The 16849-nt window shown below is 72.3% G+C and carries 10 protein-coding genes and 1 pseudogene; 8 read left to right on the top strand and 3 right to left on the bottom strand.

Features of this window, described 5'->3' with window-relative positions:
* Positions 1 to 68: 68 nt before the first annotated feature.
* The 6 genes from JEQ17_RS40345 (at position 69) to JEQ17_RS40320 (ending at position 9535) form a co-directional block, all read left to right on the top strand.
* A complete protein-coding gene (locus JEQ17_RS40345) occupies positions 69 to 953 on the top strand; it encodes a MurR/RpiR family transcriptional regulator (protein ID WP_200401973.1) in 885 nt (294 codons plus the stop codon).
* A gap of 120 nt (positions 954 to 1073) precedes the next feature.
* Positions 1074 to 5399, top strand: coding sequence for a glycoside hydrolase family 38 N-terminal domain-containing protein (locus JEQ17_RS40340; protein WP_200399853.1), 4326 nt, complete (start codon positions 1074 to 1076; stop codon positions 5397 to 5399).
* Entirely contained in the window at positions 5396 to 6082 is a 687-nt protein-coding gene (locus JEQ17_RS40335; protein ID WP_234048548.1) for a peptidyl-prolyl cis-trans isomerase, read from the top strand. The genes JEQ17_RS40340 and JEQ17_RS40335 overlap by 4 nt, the downstream gene beginning before the upstream one ends.
* Positions 6083 to 6243: 161 nt before the next feature.
* A complete protein-coding gene (locus tag JEQ17_RS40330; RefSeq protein WP_200399852.1) occupies positions 6244 to 7614 on the top strand; it encodes an extracellular solute-binding protein in 1371 nt (456 codons plus the stop codon).
* On the top strand, positions 7614 to 8636 hold the full coding sequence (locus JEQ17_RS40325; protein WP_200401971.1) for a carbohydrate ABC transporter permease: 1023 nt from the start codon (positions 7614 to 7616) through the stop codon (positions 8634 to 8636). Before JEQ17_RS40330 ends, JEQ17_RS40325 begins: the two co-directional genes overlap by 1 nt.
* Complete coding sequence (locus tag JEQ17_RS40320; protein WP_200399851.1) at positions 8633 to 9535, top strand: carbohydrate ABC transporter permease; 903 nt, start codon at positions 8633 to 8635, stop codon at positions 9533 to 9535. Before JEQ17_RS40325 ends, JEQ17_RS40320 begins: the two co-directional genes overlap by 4 nt.
* A 30-nt stretch (positions 9536 to 9565) precedes the next feature.
* Here the strand turns inward: JEQ17_RS40320 and JEQ17_RS40315 are convergent, their stop codons facing one another.
* Together JEQ17_RS40315 and JEQ17_RS40310 are read right to left on the bottom strand one after the other, a co-directional pair.
* Complete coding sequence (locus JEQ17_RS40315; protein ID WP_200399850.1) at positions 9566 to 11905, bottom strand: glycoside hydrolase family 3 N-terminal domain-containing protein; 2340 nt, start codon at positions 11903 to 11905, stop codon at positions 9566 to 9568.
* A gap of 203 nt (positions 11906 to 12108) precedes the next feature.
* Complete coding sequence (locus tag JEQ17_RS40310; protein ID WP_234048547.1) at positions 12109 to 13317, bottom strand: BadF/BadG/BcrA/BcrD ATPase family protein; 1209 nt, start codon at positions 13315 to 13317, stop codon at positions 12109 to 12111.
* Between the two features lie 65 nt (positions 13318 to 13382).
* Here JEQ17_RS40310 and JEQ17_RS40305 point away from each other — a divergent pair.
* Positions 13383 to 14703 (top strand): annotated as a pseudogene (locus tag JEQ17_RS40305) (glycoside hydrolase 5 family protein).
* A 51-nt stretch (positions 14704 to 14754) separates the two neighbouring features.
* On the opposite strand, the gene JEQ17_RS40300 reads toward JEQ17_RS40305, so the two are convergent.
* On the bottom strand, positions 14755 to 16248 hold the full coding sequence (locus JEQ17_RS40300) for a glycoside hydrolase family 3 N-terminal domain-containing protein (RefSeq protein WP_407700120.1): 1494 nt from the start codon (positions 16246 to 16248) through the stop codon (positions 14755 to 14757).
* A gap of 237 nt (positions 16249 to 16485) precedes the next feature.
* On the opposite strand from JEQ17_RS40300, the gene JEQ17_RS40295 reads away from it, so the two are divergent.
* Positions 16486 to 16845 (top strand): DUF779 domain-containing protein, encoded by a 360-nt coding sequence (locus tag JEQ17_RS40295; RefSeq protein WP_200399847.1) that lies wholly within the window; start codon positions 16486 to 16488, stop codon positions 16843 to 16845.
* Positions 16846 to 16849 lie beyond the last annotated feature (4 nt).

The raw sequence follows: 16849 nt of genomic DNA, 5'->3' as shown, positions 1-16849 counted from the left end.
TCAGCTGCACAGCATGCACCACCGAGGAGATCGGGTACCCCATGGAACGGACCGGCGCCGGCAACGGAATGCCCCCGACGGACGTCACCACGCTGATCCGCACCGAGCTGCCCCGGCTGGCCGGCTCGCTCCGGAAGGTGGGCGAGCTGATCCTGGCGGATCCCGCGGCGGTCACCCACTCCTCCGCCGCCGAGCTGGGCCGCCGTACGGGCACGTCCCAGGCCACGGTGACCCGGTTCTGCCGTGCCATCGGCCTCGACTCCTACCAGCACCTGCTGATCGAGCTGGCCCAGGAGCGCGGTCGCGGCGAGGTGTCCGACTGGGGCAGCGCGGAGATCGGCCCCGAGATCTCCCCGGACGACGATCTCGAACGCGTCGTCACCGTCGTCGGCAGCGCCGATCTGCGCGCGGTCCAGCAGACGATCGACCGGATGGATCTGGACGCCCTGGAGCGCGCGGCCCAGGCCGTCGCCCGCGCCCGCCGCATCGACGTCTACGGCGTCGGCGGCAGCGGCGCCGTCGCCCAGGAGACCGAGACCCGCCTCTTCCGCATCGGCTGCTCGGTGCGGGGCTGGAGCGAGGTGCACGGGGCGGCCACCTCCGCCGCGCTGCTCACCCCGGCGGACGTCGCCATCGGCATCTCGCACTCCGGGGCGACCCGCGAGACCATCGAGCCCTTCGAGCTCGCCAAGGAGCGCGGCGCCACCACCGTGGCGCTCACCTCCGACCCGCGCTCGCCGCTGGCCCGGGCCGCCGACATCCGGCTGATCTCCGCCACCTCGGAGACCAGCTTCCGCACCGGGAGCATCGGCGGGCGGCACTCCGTGCTCGTCCTCATCGACTGCCTGTACGTCCGGGTCGCCCAGCTCTCCTACCAGCGCGCGAGCGCCTCACTGGCGCTGACCGACCACATCACCCCGCAGCACACGGTGAAGAGCCGCCGAACCCGCTGACTCCGACCGGCGATGACCGGCGATGTATGGATGAACCACCGAGAAAACCAGATGATGGTTGTTTGAACCATCCCCTCGGTGCCACGATGGTGCTCCGCCGAGCATCCTCGTAGGAGCCCCATGCGCGTCACCTCTGTCGAGTCGACCGAGCTCTTCGTCGGAACCACCGAGCAGCCGCGCCAGATCGTGGCCGTCGAGCTGAGCCACACCCCCGGCCGGACCGTCCGGCTCACCGTCGAGGGCTCCGGTGTCGCCGGGGAGGCCCTCGCCACGGTGGCCGACGACGGCACCGCGCGCGCCGAGATACCCGTGCGCACGGGCCTCGCGCCGGGCGAGCGCCGCGACATCTCGGTGACCGCGACCGATGTGATCGCCACCGACGAGGCCCAAGTGGCCGTGCAACCCGCCGAGTTCACGGCGGCGGAGCCGGGCTGGACGATGTTCATGGTCAGCCACTTCCACTACGACCCCGTCTGGTGGAACACCCAGGGCGCGTACACCGAGACCTGGGACGTCGCCGACGACCCTGCGTCGACGGGGCTGCCCGCGCGCACCTTCGACTCCCGGGGCCAGTCCGGCATGAGTCTCGTCCGGGCCCACTGCGATCTGGCGCGCCGCGACCCCGCGTACACCTTCGTGCTCGCGGAGGTCGACTACCTCAAGCCGTACTGGGACGCGTTCCCCGAGGAGCGCGCCTTCCTCCGGGAGCTGCTGCGGACCGGCCGGGTGGAGATCATGGGCGGCACCTACAACGAGCCCAACACCAATCTCACCGGCGCCGAGGCCACCATCCGCAACGCCGTCTACGGGGACGGTTTCCAACGGGCCGTCATGGGCGCGTCGCCGGAGACGGCCTGGCAGCTGGACGCCTTCGGGCACGACCCGCAGTTCCCGGGGCTGATGGCCGACGCGGGGCTGTCCTCCAGCTCGTGGGCGCGCGGCCCCTTCCACCAGTGGGGTCCCACCCTCTCCGTGTTCGGCGAGGAGCCCCGGGACCCGAACCGGATGCAGTTCCCCGCCGAGTTCTCCTGGATCGCCCCCTCGGGGCGCGGGCTGCTGACCGCGTACATGGTCAACCACTACGGCGCGGGCTGGGCCATCGACAACGCGCCGACACTGCCCGAGGCCCAGGCGGCCGCGCTCAAGCTCTTCAAGGGCCTCAAGCAGGTCGCGCTCACCCGCAACGTGCTGCTCCCGGTCGGCGGGGACTACGCGCCGCCGTGCCGCTGGGTCATGGACATCCACCGCGACTGGAACGCCCGGTACGTCTGGCCGCGCTTCGTCAGCGCCGTGCCGCGCGACTTCTTCGCCGCCGTGCGGGCCGAGCTGGACGCCGAGGGGCGCACGGCGTCACCGCAGACCCGGGACATGAACCCCGTCTACACCGGCAAGGACGTCTCCTACATCGACACCAAGCAGGCCCAGCGGTACGGGGAGACGCTGCTCGCCGACGCCGAGGCGTGGGCGACACTCGCCTCGCTCGTCACCGGGCACCCCTATCCGGACGCGGCCCTCGACAAGGCGTGGCGGCAGCTGATCTACGGCGCCCATCACGACGCCATCACCGGCTCGGAGTCCGACCAGGTCTACATCGACCTGCTCACCGGGTGGCGGGAACTGGCGGACCTCGCTGAGACCGTGCACGCCGACGCGACCGACGCCCTCGCCCGGCACGTGGCCCCGCTGCCGGGCGGCGGCCCCGACCTGGTGGTGTTCAACTCCGCGACCTGGCAGCGGCAGGACGTACTGACCGTCGACGACCCCGGACTCGTACCGCTCGACGACACAGGTCTTCCGCTGCCCGCCGTGCGGGAGAACGGCGAACTGCGTGTGATCGTGCCGGAGGTCCCCGGCATGGGGCTCAAGGCGCTTCCGCTCGCGCGGGGCACGGTCTCCGAGTGGACGCCGGGCGAAGGCACCACGATCCGCAACGAGTTCTACGAGCTGACCGTGGACCCGGGACGCGGCGGCGGGGTGAGCCGGCTGCGCGCGCTCGTCGAGGGCGGGCGGGATCTGCTGCGCGCCGGCGACATCGGCAACGAACTGGTCGTGCAGGAGGAGTACCCGCGGCACCCCCGCTTCGGCGAGGGGCCCTGGCATCTCACCCCGACCGGAACCACGGCCGCCCGCAGCCGCGATGTGACCGCCAACGTCCGGGTCGAGCACTCCCCCGCCGGCTCCCGCGTCACCGTCACCGCCGACCTGGGCCTCTTCCGCTACACCCAGCGGCTGTGCCTGTGGAAGGGAGTGGCGCGACTGGACGTGTCCACCACCGTCGACGGGTACGACGGCGCCGACCGGCTGATCCGGGTCCGCTGGCCCTCCGACGTGCGGGGCGGGCTGCCGGTGCACGAGGTGGCCGACGCCGTCATCGGCCGCGGGTTCGGCTTCGTGGAGGTCGACAGCGAGCGGTTCCCCTGGACGCTGGACAACCCGGCCAACACCTGGTTCGGCCTCGGCTCCACGGCCCGCGCCGAGATCCGCGACGACTCGGGCGCGCTCCTCGGCCACCGTTCGATCGGCGTGGCCGAACTCGTCCACTCCTCCTGGGACGAGGCCGGTGAACTCGGCACCCCGCTCGCGGCGGCCCTGGTCCGCGCGGGCGTCACCGCGACCTCGACGATCGCCGACGGACCGCGCTACGGCGACCTGGAGATCGACTCCAACCTGCCCGACATCCGTATCGCCGTCGGCGGCCCCGAACGCAACACCGTCGTCGCGGAAGCGCTCGGCTGGGACCCGGCCGCCGGACGCGAACTGCGCCGGCAACTGACCGGCCACGGCGTGGCGGCCGTCTGGGTCGCGCCGCGCGCGAGCCTGCGCGAGGAGTGGGTCCCCGGAGCCGACCTCCGCGACCTCGAACGGCTGCCGCTGCTCGTCGTGGCGGGCGCCCGCCCGCAGGACGACGCCAAGGCGGTCGACGCGCTGGTGGCCGACCTGGACGACGCGATCCTGCGGGCCACGGCGGCGGGCGGCGGCGAGGCCCTGCCACCGGGCGACGCCTGGGACGGCCGCAGCTTCGCCGTCCTCAACCGCGGTACACCCGGCTGTGTGGTCACGTCGTCCGGGGACCTCTACATGTCGCTGATGCGCTCGTGCACGGGCTGGCCCTCGGGCATCTGGATCGACCCGCCCCGCCGAACCGCCCCCGACGGCTCGGCGTTCCAGCTCCAGCGGTGGTCGCACACCTTCGAGTACGCCGTGGTGGGCGGCGAGGGCGACTGGCGGAAGCTGGGACTGCCGCGCACCGGCCACGCGTACAACCACCCACTCACGGCACGACTGCGCGACGGCAACGCCTCGGACACCTCGGATGCACCCGATGTATCCGAGGTGCCGGACGCATCGCCGGAGGCTCCCGTCCTGCCGAGGAGAGCGACCCTGCTGGGACTGGAGCCGGAGGGCGAGGTCCTGCTCGACGCGCTCAAACCGGTCGGCTCGCCGCTGGCCCGCGGCAGCGTGGCCCCGGCGGACCCGGTCCGCGGAGTCGTCGTACGGATGCACGAGGTGTCCGGTCGCCCGGTCCGGGCCCGGGTGCGGGGTCCGTTGCCGTGGACGGCCGGAACCCGCGCCGACGTCCTGGAGAACCCCGGAGCACCGCTGACCCCGGACCAGGAAGGGGTTCTCGACGTCGAGCTGACCGGGTTCGAGGTCGCGACGGTCCTGGCGACTCCCGGGGACGGACGGACGCCGCACGGCCCCGGCATCGCCGTACACGAGCCCGCGCAACCCGTCCACACCCGGTACTGGCTGCACAACTCCGGCCCCGCCCCGCGCGGCAACATGCCCGTCGCGGTGTACGTCTCGCCGACCGCGCTCACCGTCTCCGGGAGCCCCGTGACCGCGACGGTCCGCGTCAGTTCGGAGCTCACCGACGCCCCGGTGTCGGGCACGGTCGCCCTGCGCGTACCGCCCGGCTGGTCCGCCGAACCCGCCCAACTGCCGTACGCGCTGGGCCCCGGCGGATTCACCCTCTCCGAGGTCACCGTCACCCCCGCCCCCGACGCCACCCCCGGCCGCCACTGGCTCGCCGCGCTGCTGTCGTACGGCGGTCAGACGTACGAGGATGTCGTGGCCCTCGACGTTCCGGGCACCGTCCCGGAGGGCGAGCCGGACGGTCGTACAGGACCAACTCTCGTGTCGAGTCTGGGAGTTGAACGGATCAGGGTACGCGCGGGCGAACTCGGCCGCGTTCCGGTGACCGTGCGCAACACCACCCGTGGTCCGGTCGACGGCACCCTGTGGGCGGTGTCGTCGTGGGGCACCTGGCCGGGGGTGGGCCCGGGCTGCCAGGGCTTCACCGTGCCCGCCGGGGAGCGGCTGGAGTGCGCGATCGAAGTGGACGGCCGTGCGGTGCCGCCCGGGTCGTACTGGCTGATGGCGAAGATCGCCTGGCACGGCAACGTCGCCTACACCGAGGCCGTACCGCTGGAGGTGCTGCCATGAGCGAGCACGTACACGCGCGTTCGCATCCACCCGGCGTCCCGGCGCACGCCCATCTGCCCGCGGGAGTTGCCGCGCTCGTGCACGGTGACGCTCTCGCCGCGGCGCACGTGGACGCGTTGCTGAGGGTCGTACCGCCGCGCGATCCCGTGACCCGTCCCGACGCGTCGGCGCGCGCGGAACGGCAGCGGCGGCGCTGGGCGACCCAGGTGGTCGTCGTGGACGAACTGGCCCGCCGGGCCTGCGCCGAGCGCGGTCTGAGACCCCCCGAAGAGGTCCGGCCGGCGCAGGTGCTCGCCGTGGCCGAGGAGGACGTCGCGGATCTCGGCAGCATCGTCGCCGCGGTGCTCGCCCACTCCCCGGCCGCGCGCGTCCTGCTCGCCGCGCTGGAGAGCGAGCAGGACGTGCCGGAGTCGGCGGTCCGGGACTACTACGACCGCAACCCGGACCGCTTCCTCACCCCGGACGCCCTGCGACGCGGGGTCGACCCCTTCGGTGGGACGGACACCTCTGACCGCCTGCCCTACGGGGGCGTACGCGAGGGTGTCGCCCAGGAGTTGCGCCGGTCCGCCGGCCGGCGTGCCTTCTTCGCCTGGCTCGACCGGGCGCGCGCCGGGGTGGTGTACGCCGCCGGGCACGAGCACCCCGGCGATCCGTCGCACCCGGACCACGAGCACCGGCACTGACCGCCCTGCGGCCGTGCACCGACCGCGCGCCGACCGTGTCCGGAACCTAAAAGCAACACAGCACCCATTGACCTCCGATGAATTCTGGTCCACCTTTTCATCAATCGGAGTCGAAGTTGGTGAATTGAACCAGCAGCAGACTGGGTCTCAGGAGGGCAGCAATGCGCGCAAGAAGACTGACCGGATCCCTGGCCTGGCTCGTCGTACTGACGTTGACGGCCGCAGGCTGCGGCCTCTCCGGCGGCTCCGACGACGGTGGCGCCACCGCGGGCGGTTGCAAGGTCGACAAGGGAAACGTCGGGTCGGGCAAGCTCACCGGTGACGTCGACGGAAAGATCACTTTCCAGACGACCAACCTGAAGAAGGACTTCGGGGACTTCTTCAACGGGGTGATCAAGGACTTCGAGAAGGCCAACCCCGGCACCTCGGTCAAGTGGATCGACGACCCCGGCGACAGCACGTTCACCCAGCGCACCGTCGCCGACGCCCAGGGCTGCACCATGCCGGACGTGATCAACGTCGACGCCCCCACGGCGACCGCACTCACCAAGGCCGGCTACCTCCTCGACGTGGGCGTCAAGGACCCTGACGCCGCCAAGCCGTTCGTCCCGGCGTTCTGGAAGTCCAGCACCTACAAGGACGCCTCGGGGAAGGCGGCGCACAGCGTGCTGCCCTGGTACACCGGCGGCGTCCTCCTCACCTACAACACCGACATGCTGAAGAAGGCCGGGATCGACCCGGCGAAGCCGCCGAAGACCATGTTCGGCCTGTTCGCCGACTACGAGAAGATCGCCAAGTCGGCCAAGGGCAAGTACTACGCGACGATGGCCAACCCGATCTGGCGGATCCCTGCCGACTGGGACCAGATGGACATCAAGACGCTGTCCGCGGACGGCAAGTCCGCCGTCTTCGCCGACGATCCGAGGACCGCCCAGTGGGTGGCCTGGATGGCGAGGCTGTACAAGGAGGGCGCCATGCCGAAGGACTCGCTGTCCTCCAGCAACGACCCCTCCACGCCGTACAGCCAGGGCCAGGTCGCCTACGGTTCGACCAACCCGAGCTTCGTGCGCTTCGTGAAGCAGAACAGCCCGTCGGTGTACGCCAAGACCGGTGTGGGCCAGCAGCCCTTCGACGCGCTCGGCCACACCACGGCCGCCCCTCAGTACATCTCGGTCGCCGCGACCAGCAAGCACGCCCCCACCGCGCTGGCGTTCGCCAAGTTCCTCACCAACGCCGAGAACCAGACGGCCTGGTGCAAGGACCCGAACGTCGTGATCTTCCCGACGACCACGACCTCGCTGGACGACCCGTTCTTCCAGAACGCGACCGGCAGCGACCCCTTCTCCCAGGCCCGCAAGCTCGTCGCCGAGCAGCTCAAGACCACCACGGCCTACCAGACCAACCTCTCCCCGGCCGTGCAGAAGGCCATCGTGTCCCAGGTGCAGCTGGCCATGCAGGGCAAGAAGAGCCCGGAGCAGGCCGTGAAGGACGCCCAGGAGAAGGCCGACGACCTGCTGAAGCAGGCAGGCTGATCGTGGCGACGCAGACCGCGAAGCCGGTGTCCGCGTCCGGTGCGGAGCACACAGCCTCCGTGCCGGGCGCGGCCCCGTCCCGCATACGCCGACTGGGCCGGGCGGTGCTGCCCGGCCCCGCTCCCGGCGCCAACGGCGCCGCGCTGTACCGCCGTTGGTGGCTGCCCTGGCTGTGGACCGCCCCCGCGATCGTCTGCGCGGTGGTCTTCGGCGTGTTCCCGTTCCTCAACACGCTCCTGCTGTCGTTCACCGACGCCAAGCCGCTCGGCGGCGCCGCGAGCTTCGTCGGGCTCGACAACTACACCCGGATGCTGGACGACTCGGACTTCTGGCTGGCGACCCGCAACAGCATCCTGTACGCGCTGGTCGTCGTACCGCTGATGGTGCTGCTGCCGCTGCTGCTGGCCGTCCTGGTGGAGAAGAACCTGCCGGGCATCGGGTTCTTCCGCTCCGCCTTCTACACCCCGGTCCTCGCCTCCAGCGTGGTCGTCGGTCTGAGCTGGCAGTGGCTGCTGGCCGACGACGGGCTGGTCAACACCTGGCTGGAGAAGGCCCATCTGATCAGGGACGCCATCCCGTTCCTGTCCGACTCGTGGCTGATCCTGTTCTCCGCGATGGGCCTGACCCTGTGGAAGGGGCTCGGCTGGTACATGATCTTCTACCTGGCCGCGCTGGGGAACGTGCCGAAGGAACTGCACGAGGCGGCGTCCATGGACGGCGCCGGTGCGGTCCGCCGCTTCTGGCACATCACCGTGCCGGGTGTGCGACAGGCCATGATGCTGGTCGGCACCCTCACCGGCATCGGCTCGCTGCGCGTGTTCACCGAGCTCTACATGCTCGGCGGCCCCACCGGCGGACCCGGTGGCGCGGACCGCACGCTGCCCTTCTACATCAAGGACGTCGGCCTCGACCCGATCACCGGCAACGCCGGCTACGGCTCGGCGGTCAGTGTGGCGCTGTTCCTGCTGACGCTGGGGCTGACCCTGCTGGCGCAGCGGCTGACGAGGGAGGACGAGTCATGACGACCGCGACCGCGGCCTCGAACGCGACCGAGACCGCACCTCGCAGGAGGCTGCTCCCGCGCTGGCGGGACTACGGCCGCCCCCGCGAACTGGTCGTCCGCTACCTGCTGTTGCTCTTCGTGCTCGGCATCACCGTCGGGCCGTTGGTCTGGCAGCTCCTGGCATCGCTGAAGAGCACCGGCGAGGACGTCTTCGGCGCGCACGCCTCGCTGTTTCCGCACGAGCCGACCCTGCGGGCCTACCGGGCGGTCTTCGACCAGGTGCCGGTGGCCACGTACATCAGGAACAGCATGTTCGTGGTCGTCCTGTCGGTCGGCAGCCAGTTGCTGTTCTCCACCACGGCCGGCTACATGCTCTCCAAGCCCAACTGGAAGGGCCGCAAGGCGGTCTGGGTCGTGCTGATCGCCTCGATGATGTTCCCCTTCGAGTCGATCATGGTGTCGCTGTTCCTGAGCATCCGGGACCTGGGTCTGGTGGACAACCTGGTGGGCGTGTGGCTGCCCGGGTTCGTCGGTGCCATCAACGTGCTGCTGATGCGCGCCGCGTTCATGGCGGTGCCGCGCGAGATCGAGGACGCGGCGATGCTCGACGGCGCGGGCGAGTGGCAGCGCTTCCGGCACCTGTATCTGCCGTCCGCGTGGGGCGCGATCCTGGTGGTCACCATCAACACGTTCATCAGCGCCTGGGACGACTTCCTCTGGCCGCTGATCGTGCTGCGCTCGGAGGAGCACATGACGCTGACGCTCGGTCTCTCGCGGTTGCAGAGTTCGTCGTTCGGCTATGACCAGCGGGTGGTGATGGCCGGTTCGGTGATCTCCGTCATCCCGGTGCTGGTGCTGTTCGTGATCACCCAGCGGTGGTTCTACAAGGGGGTCTCGTCGGGGGCCGTGAAGCTCTGACGGGTTCGCAGGCCGCGCGGCGACCGGCCGTCAGTCCCCGATCCGCAGCACGGCCGGTACGGCGTTCAGCGCGGCCCGCGCCGATGCCGCGACCCGGATCTCCATGGTGCCGGGCAGCACGGCCGTCTCCAAGTCGGCGCCGACCTGCGCGAGTTGGTCGGCGCCGAGCGGGATGACGACCGTGCGGGTCTCCCCGGGATCGAGCTCTACGCTCCTGAACGCACGCAGTTCGAGCGTGCGCGGCCACACGGGCGTGACCAGCCGGCGGATGTAGAGCTGGACGACGGTACGCCCGGCCCGTTCCCCGGTGTTGGTGACATCGACCGCGACGGTGTGCCCGGACAGACTCGGCGGCCCGTAGTCGAAGGTCGTGTACGACAGCCCGTGCCCGAAGGAGTGGAGCGGCTCGGCGTCTTCGTCCACGTAAGTCCCGTACTCGGTGTCCTTGTGGTTGTAGTAGACGGGCAGTTGCGCGGCCGACCGGGGTACGGAGACGGGGAGGCGGCCGAGGGGTTCGGCAAGGCCGAGCAGTACCTCGGCGATCGCGTCGCCGCCCCACGGGCCCGGGTACCAGGCGGTGAGCAGCGCGGCCGCGCGTTCCGCCGCCTCCGGGACGGCGTGCGGACGGCCCTGCACCAGGACCACGACCGTGGGGGTGCCGGTCGCCACGACGGCTTCCAGCAGGGCGTGTTGGGCCCTGCCGAGCCGCAGCCCCGCGAGGTCGACGCCCTCTCCGCAGGTCATCTCGGACACGGCCCCGAGGGCCGCGCCGTTGGCGGCGAAGTCGGTCTCGGGGGTACGGGCGCTGCTGCCGCCGAGCGCGAGCACGGCCAGGTCGGAGCCGCCGGCCTGGGCGATGGCCTCGGGTATCCCCGAGAGGTCGTCGCCGGTGAGGGCGCAGCCGCGGGCGTGGCGGACGTCCACTCCGCGCGGGGCGAGTCGCCGCAGCCCGTCCAGGAGACTGGCGCCGGCGCCTGGGCTCTGCGGGGCCGTGTAGTCGCCGAGTTGGTGGGCGGTGGCGGCGGCGTGCGGGCCCAGGACCGCGATGCGGGACACCGTCGGGCGGACGGGCAGGACTCCCCCGTCGTCGTGGAGGAGGGTGACCGCGCCTCGGGCCAGGGCGGTGCTCAGTTCCCGGCCACGGTCCGGGGACGGAGGAGTCAACCGGCCTTCGACACAAGGCCGTTCGAACAGACCGAGGCGGAACTTCAGACGCAGCACCCGGGCGACGGCGGCGTCGAGCACGTCCTCCTGGACGAGTCCGCGCTCGACGGCCTCTTCCAGGTGCGTGAAGCCGTCGTCCCACAGACTCAGGTCGACACCCGCGTTGAGCGCGAGGGCGCCCGCCGAGACCGTGTCGCCGGTGATCCGGGCCAGCCGGTCGACGGCCAGGCCGTCCGCCATGACCAGCCCATCGAAGCCCCAGCGGCGACGCAGCAGCCCGTCGAGGAGGGCACGGTTCCCGGCGCAGGGGACGCCGTCCACCTCGTTGTAGGCGGCCATGACGGCGGCGGCGCCCGCCCGGACCCCGGCCCGGGCGGCGGGGAGATGGATCTCGTGGAGTTCGCGGGGCCCGAGCTCGGACTCCGCGGAGTTGCGGCCGCCGACGGTGGCGCCCTGTCCGGCGAAGTGCTTGAGCACCACGGCTGCTTTGTCCTCGGCGAACTGCCCGTCCGCGCAACCGGATCGACCCTGCATGCCGCGCACGAGCGCCTCGGTGAGGCGGGCGGCCAGATACGGGTCCTCGCCGAAGCACTCCTCGGTACGGCCCCAGCGGGGGTCGCGCGCGAGGTCCAGGGCCGAGACGAGGGCGACATGGCCGCCGCGGGCCCGCAGTTCGGCCGCGGCATGGGCGGCGGCCTGCTCGTACAGCTCGGGATCCCAGGTGGCTCCGACGGCCAGGTTGACCGGCAGGACCGTGCCGTCCAGGGCCATCAGGCCGTGCGGGACCTCCTCGACGAGGAGCGCCGGGATGCCGAGGCGGCTGCTTTCCATGACATGGCGCTGCACCAGGTCGGCGAGCGTGGCGCCGTCGGCCGCGCCCACGCCGGTCGAGTGGTCGATGCCCGACCAGGCGTCGGCGCGCAGTAGTCCGTACAGGGCGCCGAGGCCGGCGAAGCGGTCGGTCTCGGCGTACAGCTCCTCGGTGAGTTCGAAGCCGTCCGGGGTGCGGCGGTAGGCGTCCCAGCCGTACATCCGCTGGTTGAGCTGACCGGCCTTCTCCCGCAGGGTCATCCGGGCGAGCAGGTCGGCGACCCGGGCGTCGACGGCGGCGTCCGGGTCCAGATAGAGGGGGCTCCGCGTGTCGTGGTCCCGGGAGACCTCGGGTGTCTGCTCGGGCCGGGCGGCCGCGTGTTCCGGAGTCGGCATGCGACCGGTTCCTTCCGTGCTGTTGTCGCGTGGGGCTACGGGGACGTACCGATCAGGTGGCCCGGGTTCAGGTCACTCGGGGTGAGGTGGGCCGGGTTCAGGTCACTCGGGGTGACGTGGGCCGGTTGAGGTGGCCCGGGTTCAGGTGAAGCCCCGGTTCAGGTGGCCCGGGTTCACGTGGTCCGGTTTCAGGTAGCTCGGTTTCAGGTGGTCCGGGACGAGGGTGGCGGGCCGCCGTGCCCGAGCCGGGCCAGGGCCACGGCGCCGCGGCAGCCGTCCGCCACCCAGTCCAGCGTCAGCCCGAGCGCCTTGAGGCGCTCGCTCAGCAGAGCTGTCAGGGGTCCTTCGGGGCCGAGCAGCCCGCCGGTGGCGACGATCCGCTCGCCCTGGCGGGGTGCCAGCGCGCGAACCGGTTCCAGCAGATGGTCCGCCGCCTCGTCGAGAACCGCCTGCGCGACGGCGTCCTGGTGCCGGGCCGCTTCGGCGACCAGCGGGGCGAGCCGGGCAAGGTGGATCGGGGGCTCGGCCATGACGGCGGGCAGCAGATACATGCGGTAGGCCGCACGCTGCGCGGGCGACCACTCCGGCCCCTCCGGGAGGCACGCACGGGCGGAGCCGGATACGACGGAGGCGCTGACCGAGGCGGCGACGGAGGCATCACTGCCGACCGGGCCCACCGCATGCTCCGAACCGCTCGCACTACGCGGGCTCCCCGCACCATCGCGGCCACCCGCAGCACTCAGGCCGGCCGGATCTCCGTGCGGCCGGTCCTCGGCGTACGACCGGCTCTCGGCGCACGGCAGTGCGTCTCCCGGCACACCCAGCGCCCGGCCCACCGCGTCGGCCAGTGTCGTGGGGACGCCGCGGCCGTCCGCCATGCGCAGGGCCGCCCGTACCGCGCTGCGGCCGATCCAGAAGCCGCCGCCGTCGTCCCCGAGCAGCCAGCCGTCGCCGCCGACGGTCACCGCGCAACGGCGGTCCGTGATGCGCATCGCGACCACGCCGGTGCCGGCCACCAGGGCCAGCCCGTCGGCCGGGGTGCCGGGTGCGGAGGCGAAGGCCGCCTCGATGTCGCTGCTGACGCCGACCGAATCCGCCGCGATGCCCAGGCGCCGCAGCGCGGCGGTGAGCGCGGCCAGGGCATTGAGGCGGCCGGGCTCGTCCGGGGCGGTCTCCGCCGCGCCCGCGAAGCCGCCGGCCACGGCGACGACCCTGGCGCGGTCCGCCTCCGGCACAGCCCGGGCGACGGCCTCGGCCAGGTGTTCGGTGAGCAGCGGCACCGGGACGGTCAGGGCGTTGCCGGGTCCCGCGACGCCCTGACCGAGCACGCGGCCGTCCACGGCGGACGCCAGGACGGCGCGGGTACGGGTGCCGCCGGCGTCCAGACCCACCACGAGGTCCCGGTTCCGCACGCGATCCCGCACCCGACCCCGCCCCCGATCCGAATCCTGGTTCAAATCATTGTTCATTGGCGACCATGGTGGTTGATACATTCGCCCAGAACAAGCCCCGGCCGCGCGTCGGCACAGGTTTCCGAGGAGGACCCCATCAGCACTCCCCCCGTATCCAGCGCCCCCGCGCCCCGCTTCGGCGTGAACTACACGCCCCGCCGCGGCTGGTTCCACTCCTGGCAGGACTTCGATCCGGCCCTCGCCCGTGAGGACCTGGCCCAGATAGCCGGGCTCGGCCTGGACCACATCCGGGTCTTCCACCTCTGGCCGCTCCTGCAGCCCAACCGCACGCTGATCCGCGGCGCGGCCGTCGACCAGCTGGTCCAGCTCGTCGACCTGGCGGCCGAGGCCGGTCTCGACGTCCTCGTGGACGGAGTGCAGGGCCATCTGTCGAGCTTCGACTTCTATCCGGAGTGGACCCGCAGCTGGCACCACCGCAACGTGTTCACGGACCCCGAGGCCGTCGAGGCCCAGGCGGAGCTGCTGCGCGTCCTCGGCCGCGCGCTCGCCGACCGGCCCAACCTCATCGGTCTCCAGCTCGGCAACGAGCTCAACAACCTGGTCGAGCACAACCCGGTGACGGTCGCGGAGGTGGACCACTACCTCGACACGCTCCTCGCCGCCGCGCGGGACGGCCTGTCCGCGGCCCCACCCGGCCGCCTCGTCACGCACTCCGCGTACGACGCGGCCTGGTACGGCGACGACCACCCGTTCACGCCGGAGGCCTCGGCCCGCAAGGGCGACCTGACCACCGTCCACCCGTGGGTCTTCTCGGGCGACTGCGCACGCCGTTACGGCCCCCTCTCACCGCAGGTCCTGCACCTCGCCGAGTACGGCGTGGAGCTCGCCAAGGCCTACGCCGAGGACGTGACCCGGCCGGTCTGGGCGCAGGAGACCGGGGCGCCCGAGCCGCACATCCCGGCGGCCGACGCACCCGAGTTCGCGCGCGCCACCGTGCTGAACGCCTCCGAGTGCGCGGGGCTGTGGGGCGTGACCTGGTGGTGCTCCCACGACGTGGACCGCTCCCTGGCCGACTTCCCGGAGCTGGAGTACACCCTGGGCCTCTTCGACTCCTCCGGCCGAGCCAAGCCGATCGCCACCGCGTTCGCCGACGCCGTCGCCGAGGTGCGCGCCAAGCCCCGCCCCGCACAGCCGCGGGACCTGGCCCTGGTCCTGGACTGCACGCCCGCCACCAGGTCGGTGTCCGGTCCGGGCGGCGCGTACTTCGAGGCGTGGATGTGGCTGCGCAGCCAGGGCGTCCGCCCGACGGTGGTCCTGGCCTCACACGCGGACGACGCCGACCACCTCGCGGCCCGCGGCATCACGGATCTCGTACGGAATCCGTGACCGCGCCGGTCACCGGAGCCGTCGAGGCGGCGGAGCGTGCCGGCCGCGCGGCTACTCGCCCGCCAGCGCCTCCGCCGCCGCCCGCAGGTTGGCCCTGCCCCGCCCGTACGAGCACAGGTCGTCCCCGTCCTCGGGGAGCCCGGTGGAGACCCGTACGGCGTCCGGGCGCCGGGCCAGCAGGGAGTCACGGAGGCGGGCCTGCCAGGGGTGCAGCCCGGCGTCGTGGGTGGCGACGATCAGCGGGGAGCCCTCGGCCCACCGCAGGATCCCGGTGACGAGGGCCGCCGGGTCGGCCGGCTCCCCGGTGACCGCGGTTCCCGAGGCCGTGGGGTCGACGGCGCGCAGCTCGGTCAGCAGGTCCTCGCCTCCCCAGTTGAGCGCGGGGTGCGGCGGCGGGAACAGGTCGACGACATGGGCGCCGGACACGGGGGGCGGACCGGACCGGCCGCGTACGGCCCGGCGGGCCGCCTCCGCTCCGGCCCCGGAGTCCCATGCGGCGACCGTGCCCGGAGCGGCCGGCGTCGCGTACCGCTCGGCGAGGCGGCGGACCCGCCCGGCGGCCTCCCACACGCGCTCGTCGGGCAGCGCTCCGGTGCGCAGCGCGCCGAGCACCGCGTCTCGGCAGGCCAGCGTGGTCTCCAGGTCCGGTACGGCGACGATGACCTGGTCGGCTCCCGCGGCGAGGGCGATCCGGGCCCCGGCGGCTTCTCCGTAACGGTCGGCGATCGCCTTCATCTCCAGCGCGTCGCTGACCAGCACCCCGTCGAAGCCGATGTCGTCCCGGAGCAGATCGCGCAGGATGCGGCGGCTCAGCGTGGCCGGACGGTTCGGGTCGAGCGCCGGGAACACGACGTGGGCGCTCATGAGCATCGGAACGCCCGCGGCGACGGCCTCGCGGAACGCTTCGAGGTCGGGGAGCAGTTCGTCGTACGACCGCGGGTCGACGGCGGTGTCGTGGTGGCTGTCGGTCACGGTGCCGCCGTGGCCGGGGAAGTGCTTGGCGCAGGAGGCGACACCGCGGGCCTCGGTGGCGGTGATCCACGCCCGCAGGTGGCGGCCGACGAGCTCGGGTTCGGCGCCGAAGGAGCGGGTGCGCACGATCGGGTTGTCCGGGTGGTGCTGGAGGTCGGCGACCGGCGCGTATGAGGCGGTGATGCCGAGGGCGGCGAGGTGTCCGGCCAGCGCGTCGGCGCAGCGGGCGGTCAGTTCCGTGTCGTCGACGACGCCGAGCGCGAAGTTGCCGGGGACGTCGGGTGCGCCCGCGCCCACCAGGTGGCCGATGCCGCCGCCCTCGTTGTCGATGCCGACGATCAGGTCGGGGCGTATGGCCCGCAGCTCGTCGGTGAGCCGGCGGACCTGTTCGGCGTCGCGCACATTGCGGGTGAACAGGATGACGCCGCCGAGCCCCCGGTCGACGAGCCGTTTCAGTGTGGCGGGGACGCTCGCGGTTCCCTCGAAACCGGCGACGAGGCAGCGGTGGGCGGCCTCGTCCAGGTCGACGGGCAGACCGGGACCGTCGAACGCGGCGGGCAGGGGGTGGATCACGTCGACTGTCCTCCGGTCGGATGACGGATCGGATGATGCAAGCCACCAAAACATAACCCCAAGGTGAATCAATCAACCAGCCCCCTTGACGCAACGTATCCGCCGCACCACGGAGGGCGGCGGTCCGCAACGATCTCCTGACGTGGGCCTGACGCCCGTCCTTCGCCGTCGGTAGGGTCCGCGGCAGCGGTCAGGACCTGGTCCGGTACGCCTCGAAGCGATGAGGAGTGATGCACGGTGATCCCATCCGCCCCGCGCGTGGAGCTGACGCCCGCCGCCGCCGAGCTGCTGCGCCGACTGCGGGCCGCCCACGGTCCGCTGATGTTCCATCAGTCCGGCGGCTGCTGCGACGGCAGCGCGCCCATGTGCTACCCGGAGGGCGAGTTCCGGACGGGCGACTCCGATGTGCTGCTCGCCTCGCTGGCCGTCGAGGGCGTCGAGGAGCCGGTGACGTTCTGGATGTCGCGCAGTCAGTACGAGGTGTGGAGTCACACCCGGCTGATCGTCGACGTGGTGGAGGGGAGGGGCAGTGGTTTCTCGCTGGAGGCACCCGAAGGGGTGCGTTTCCTGACCCGTTCGCGTCTCGTCGGCACGTAGTCGT

The organism is Streptomyces liliifuscus (assembly GCF_016598615.1).
GTDB lineage: Bacteria > Actinomycetota > Actinomycetes > Streptomycetales > Streptomycetaceae > Streptomyces > Streptomyces liliifuscus.
This window is presented reverse-complemented; position numbering and strand designations above follow the sequence as displayed.

Coding starts and splice junctions, on each gene's coding strand:
- JEQ17_RS40345 (WP_200401973.1), top strand. CDS start 69: ATGCCCCCGACGGACGTCACCACGCTGATCCGCACCGAGCTGCCCCGG.
- JEQ17_RS40335 (WP_234048548.1), top strand. CDS start 5,396: ATGAGCGAGCACGTACACGCGCGTTCGCATCCACCCGGCGTCCCGGCG.
- JEQ17_RS40315 (WP_200399850.1), bottom strand. CDS start 11,905: ATGCCGACTCCGGAACACGCGGCCGCCCGGCCCGAGCAGACACCCGAG.
- JEQ17_RS40340 (WP_200399853.1), top strand. CDS start 1,074: ATGCGCGTCACCTCTGTCGAGTCGACCGAGCTCTTCGTCGGAACCACC.
- JEQ17_RS40320 (WP_200399851.1), top strand. CDS start 8,633: ATGACGACCGCGACCGCGGCCTCGAACGCGACCGAGACCGCACCTCGC.
- JEQ17_RS40330 (WP_200399852.1), top strand. CDS start 6,244: ATGCGCGCAAGAAGACTGACCGGATCCCTGGCCTGGCTCGTCGTACTG.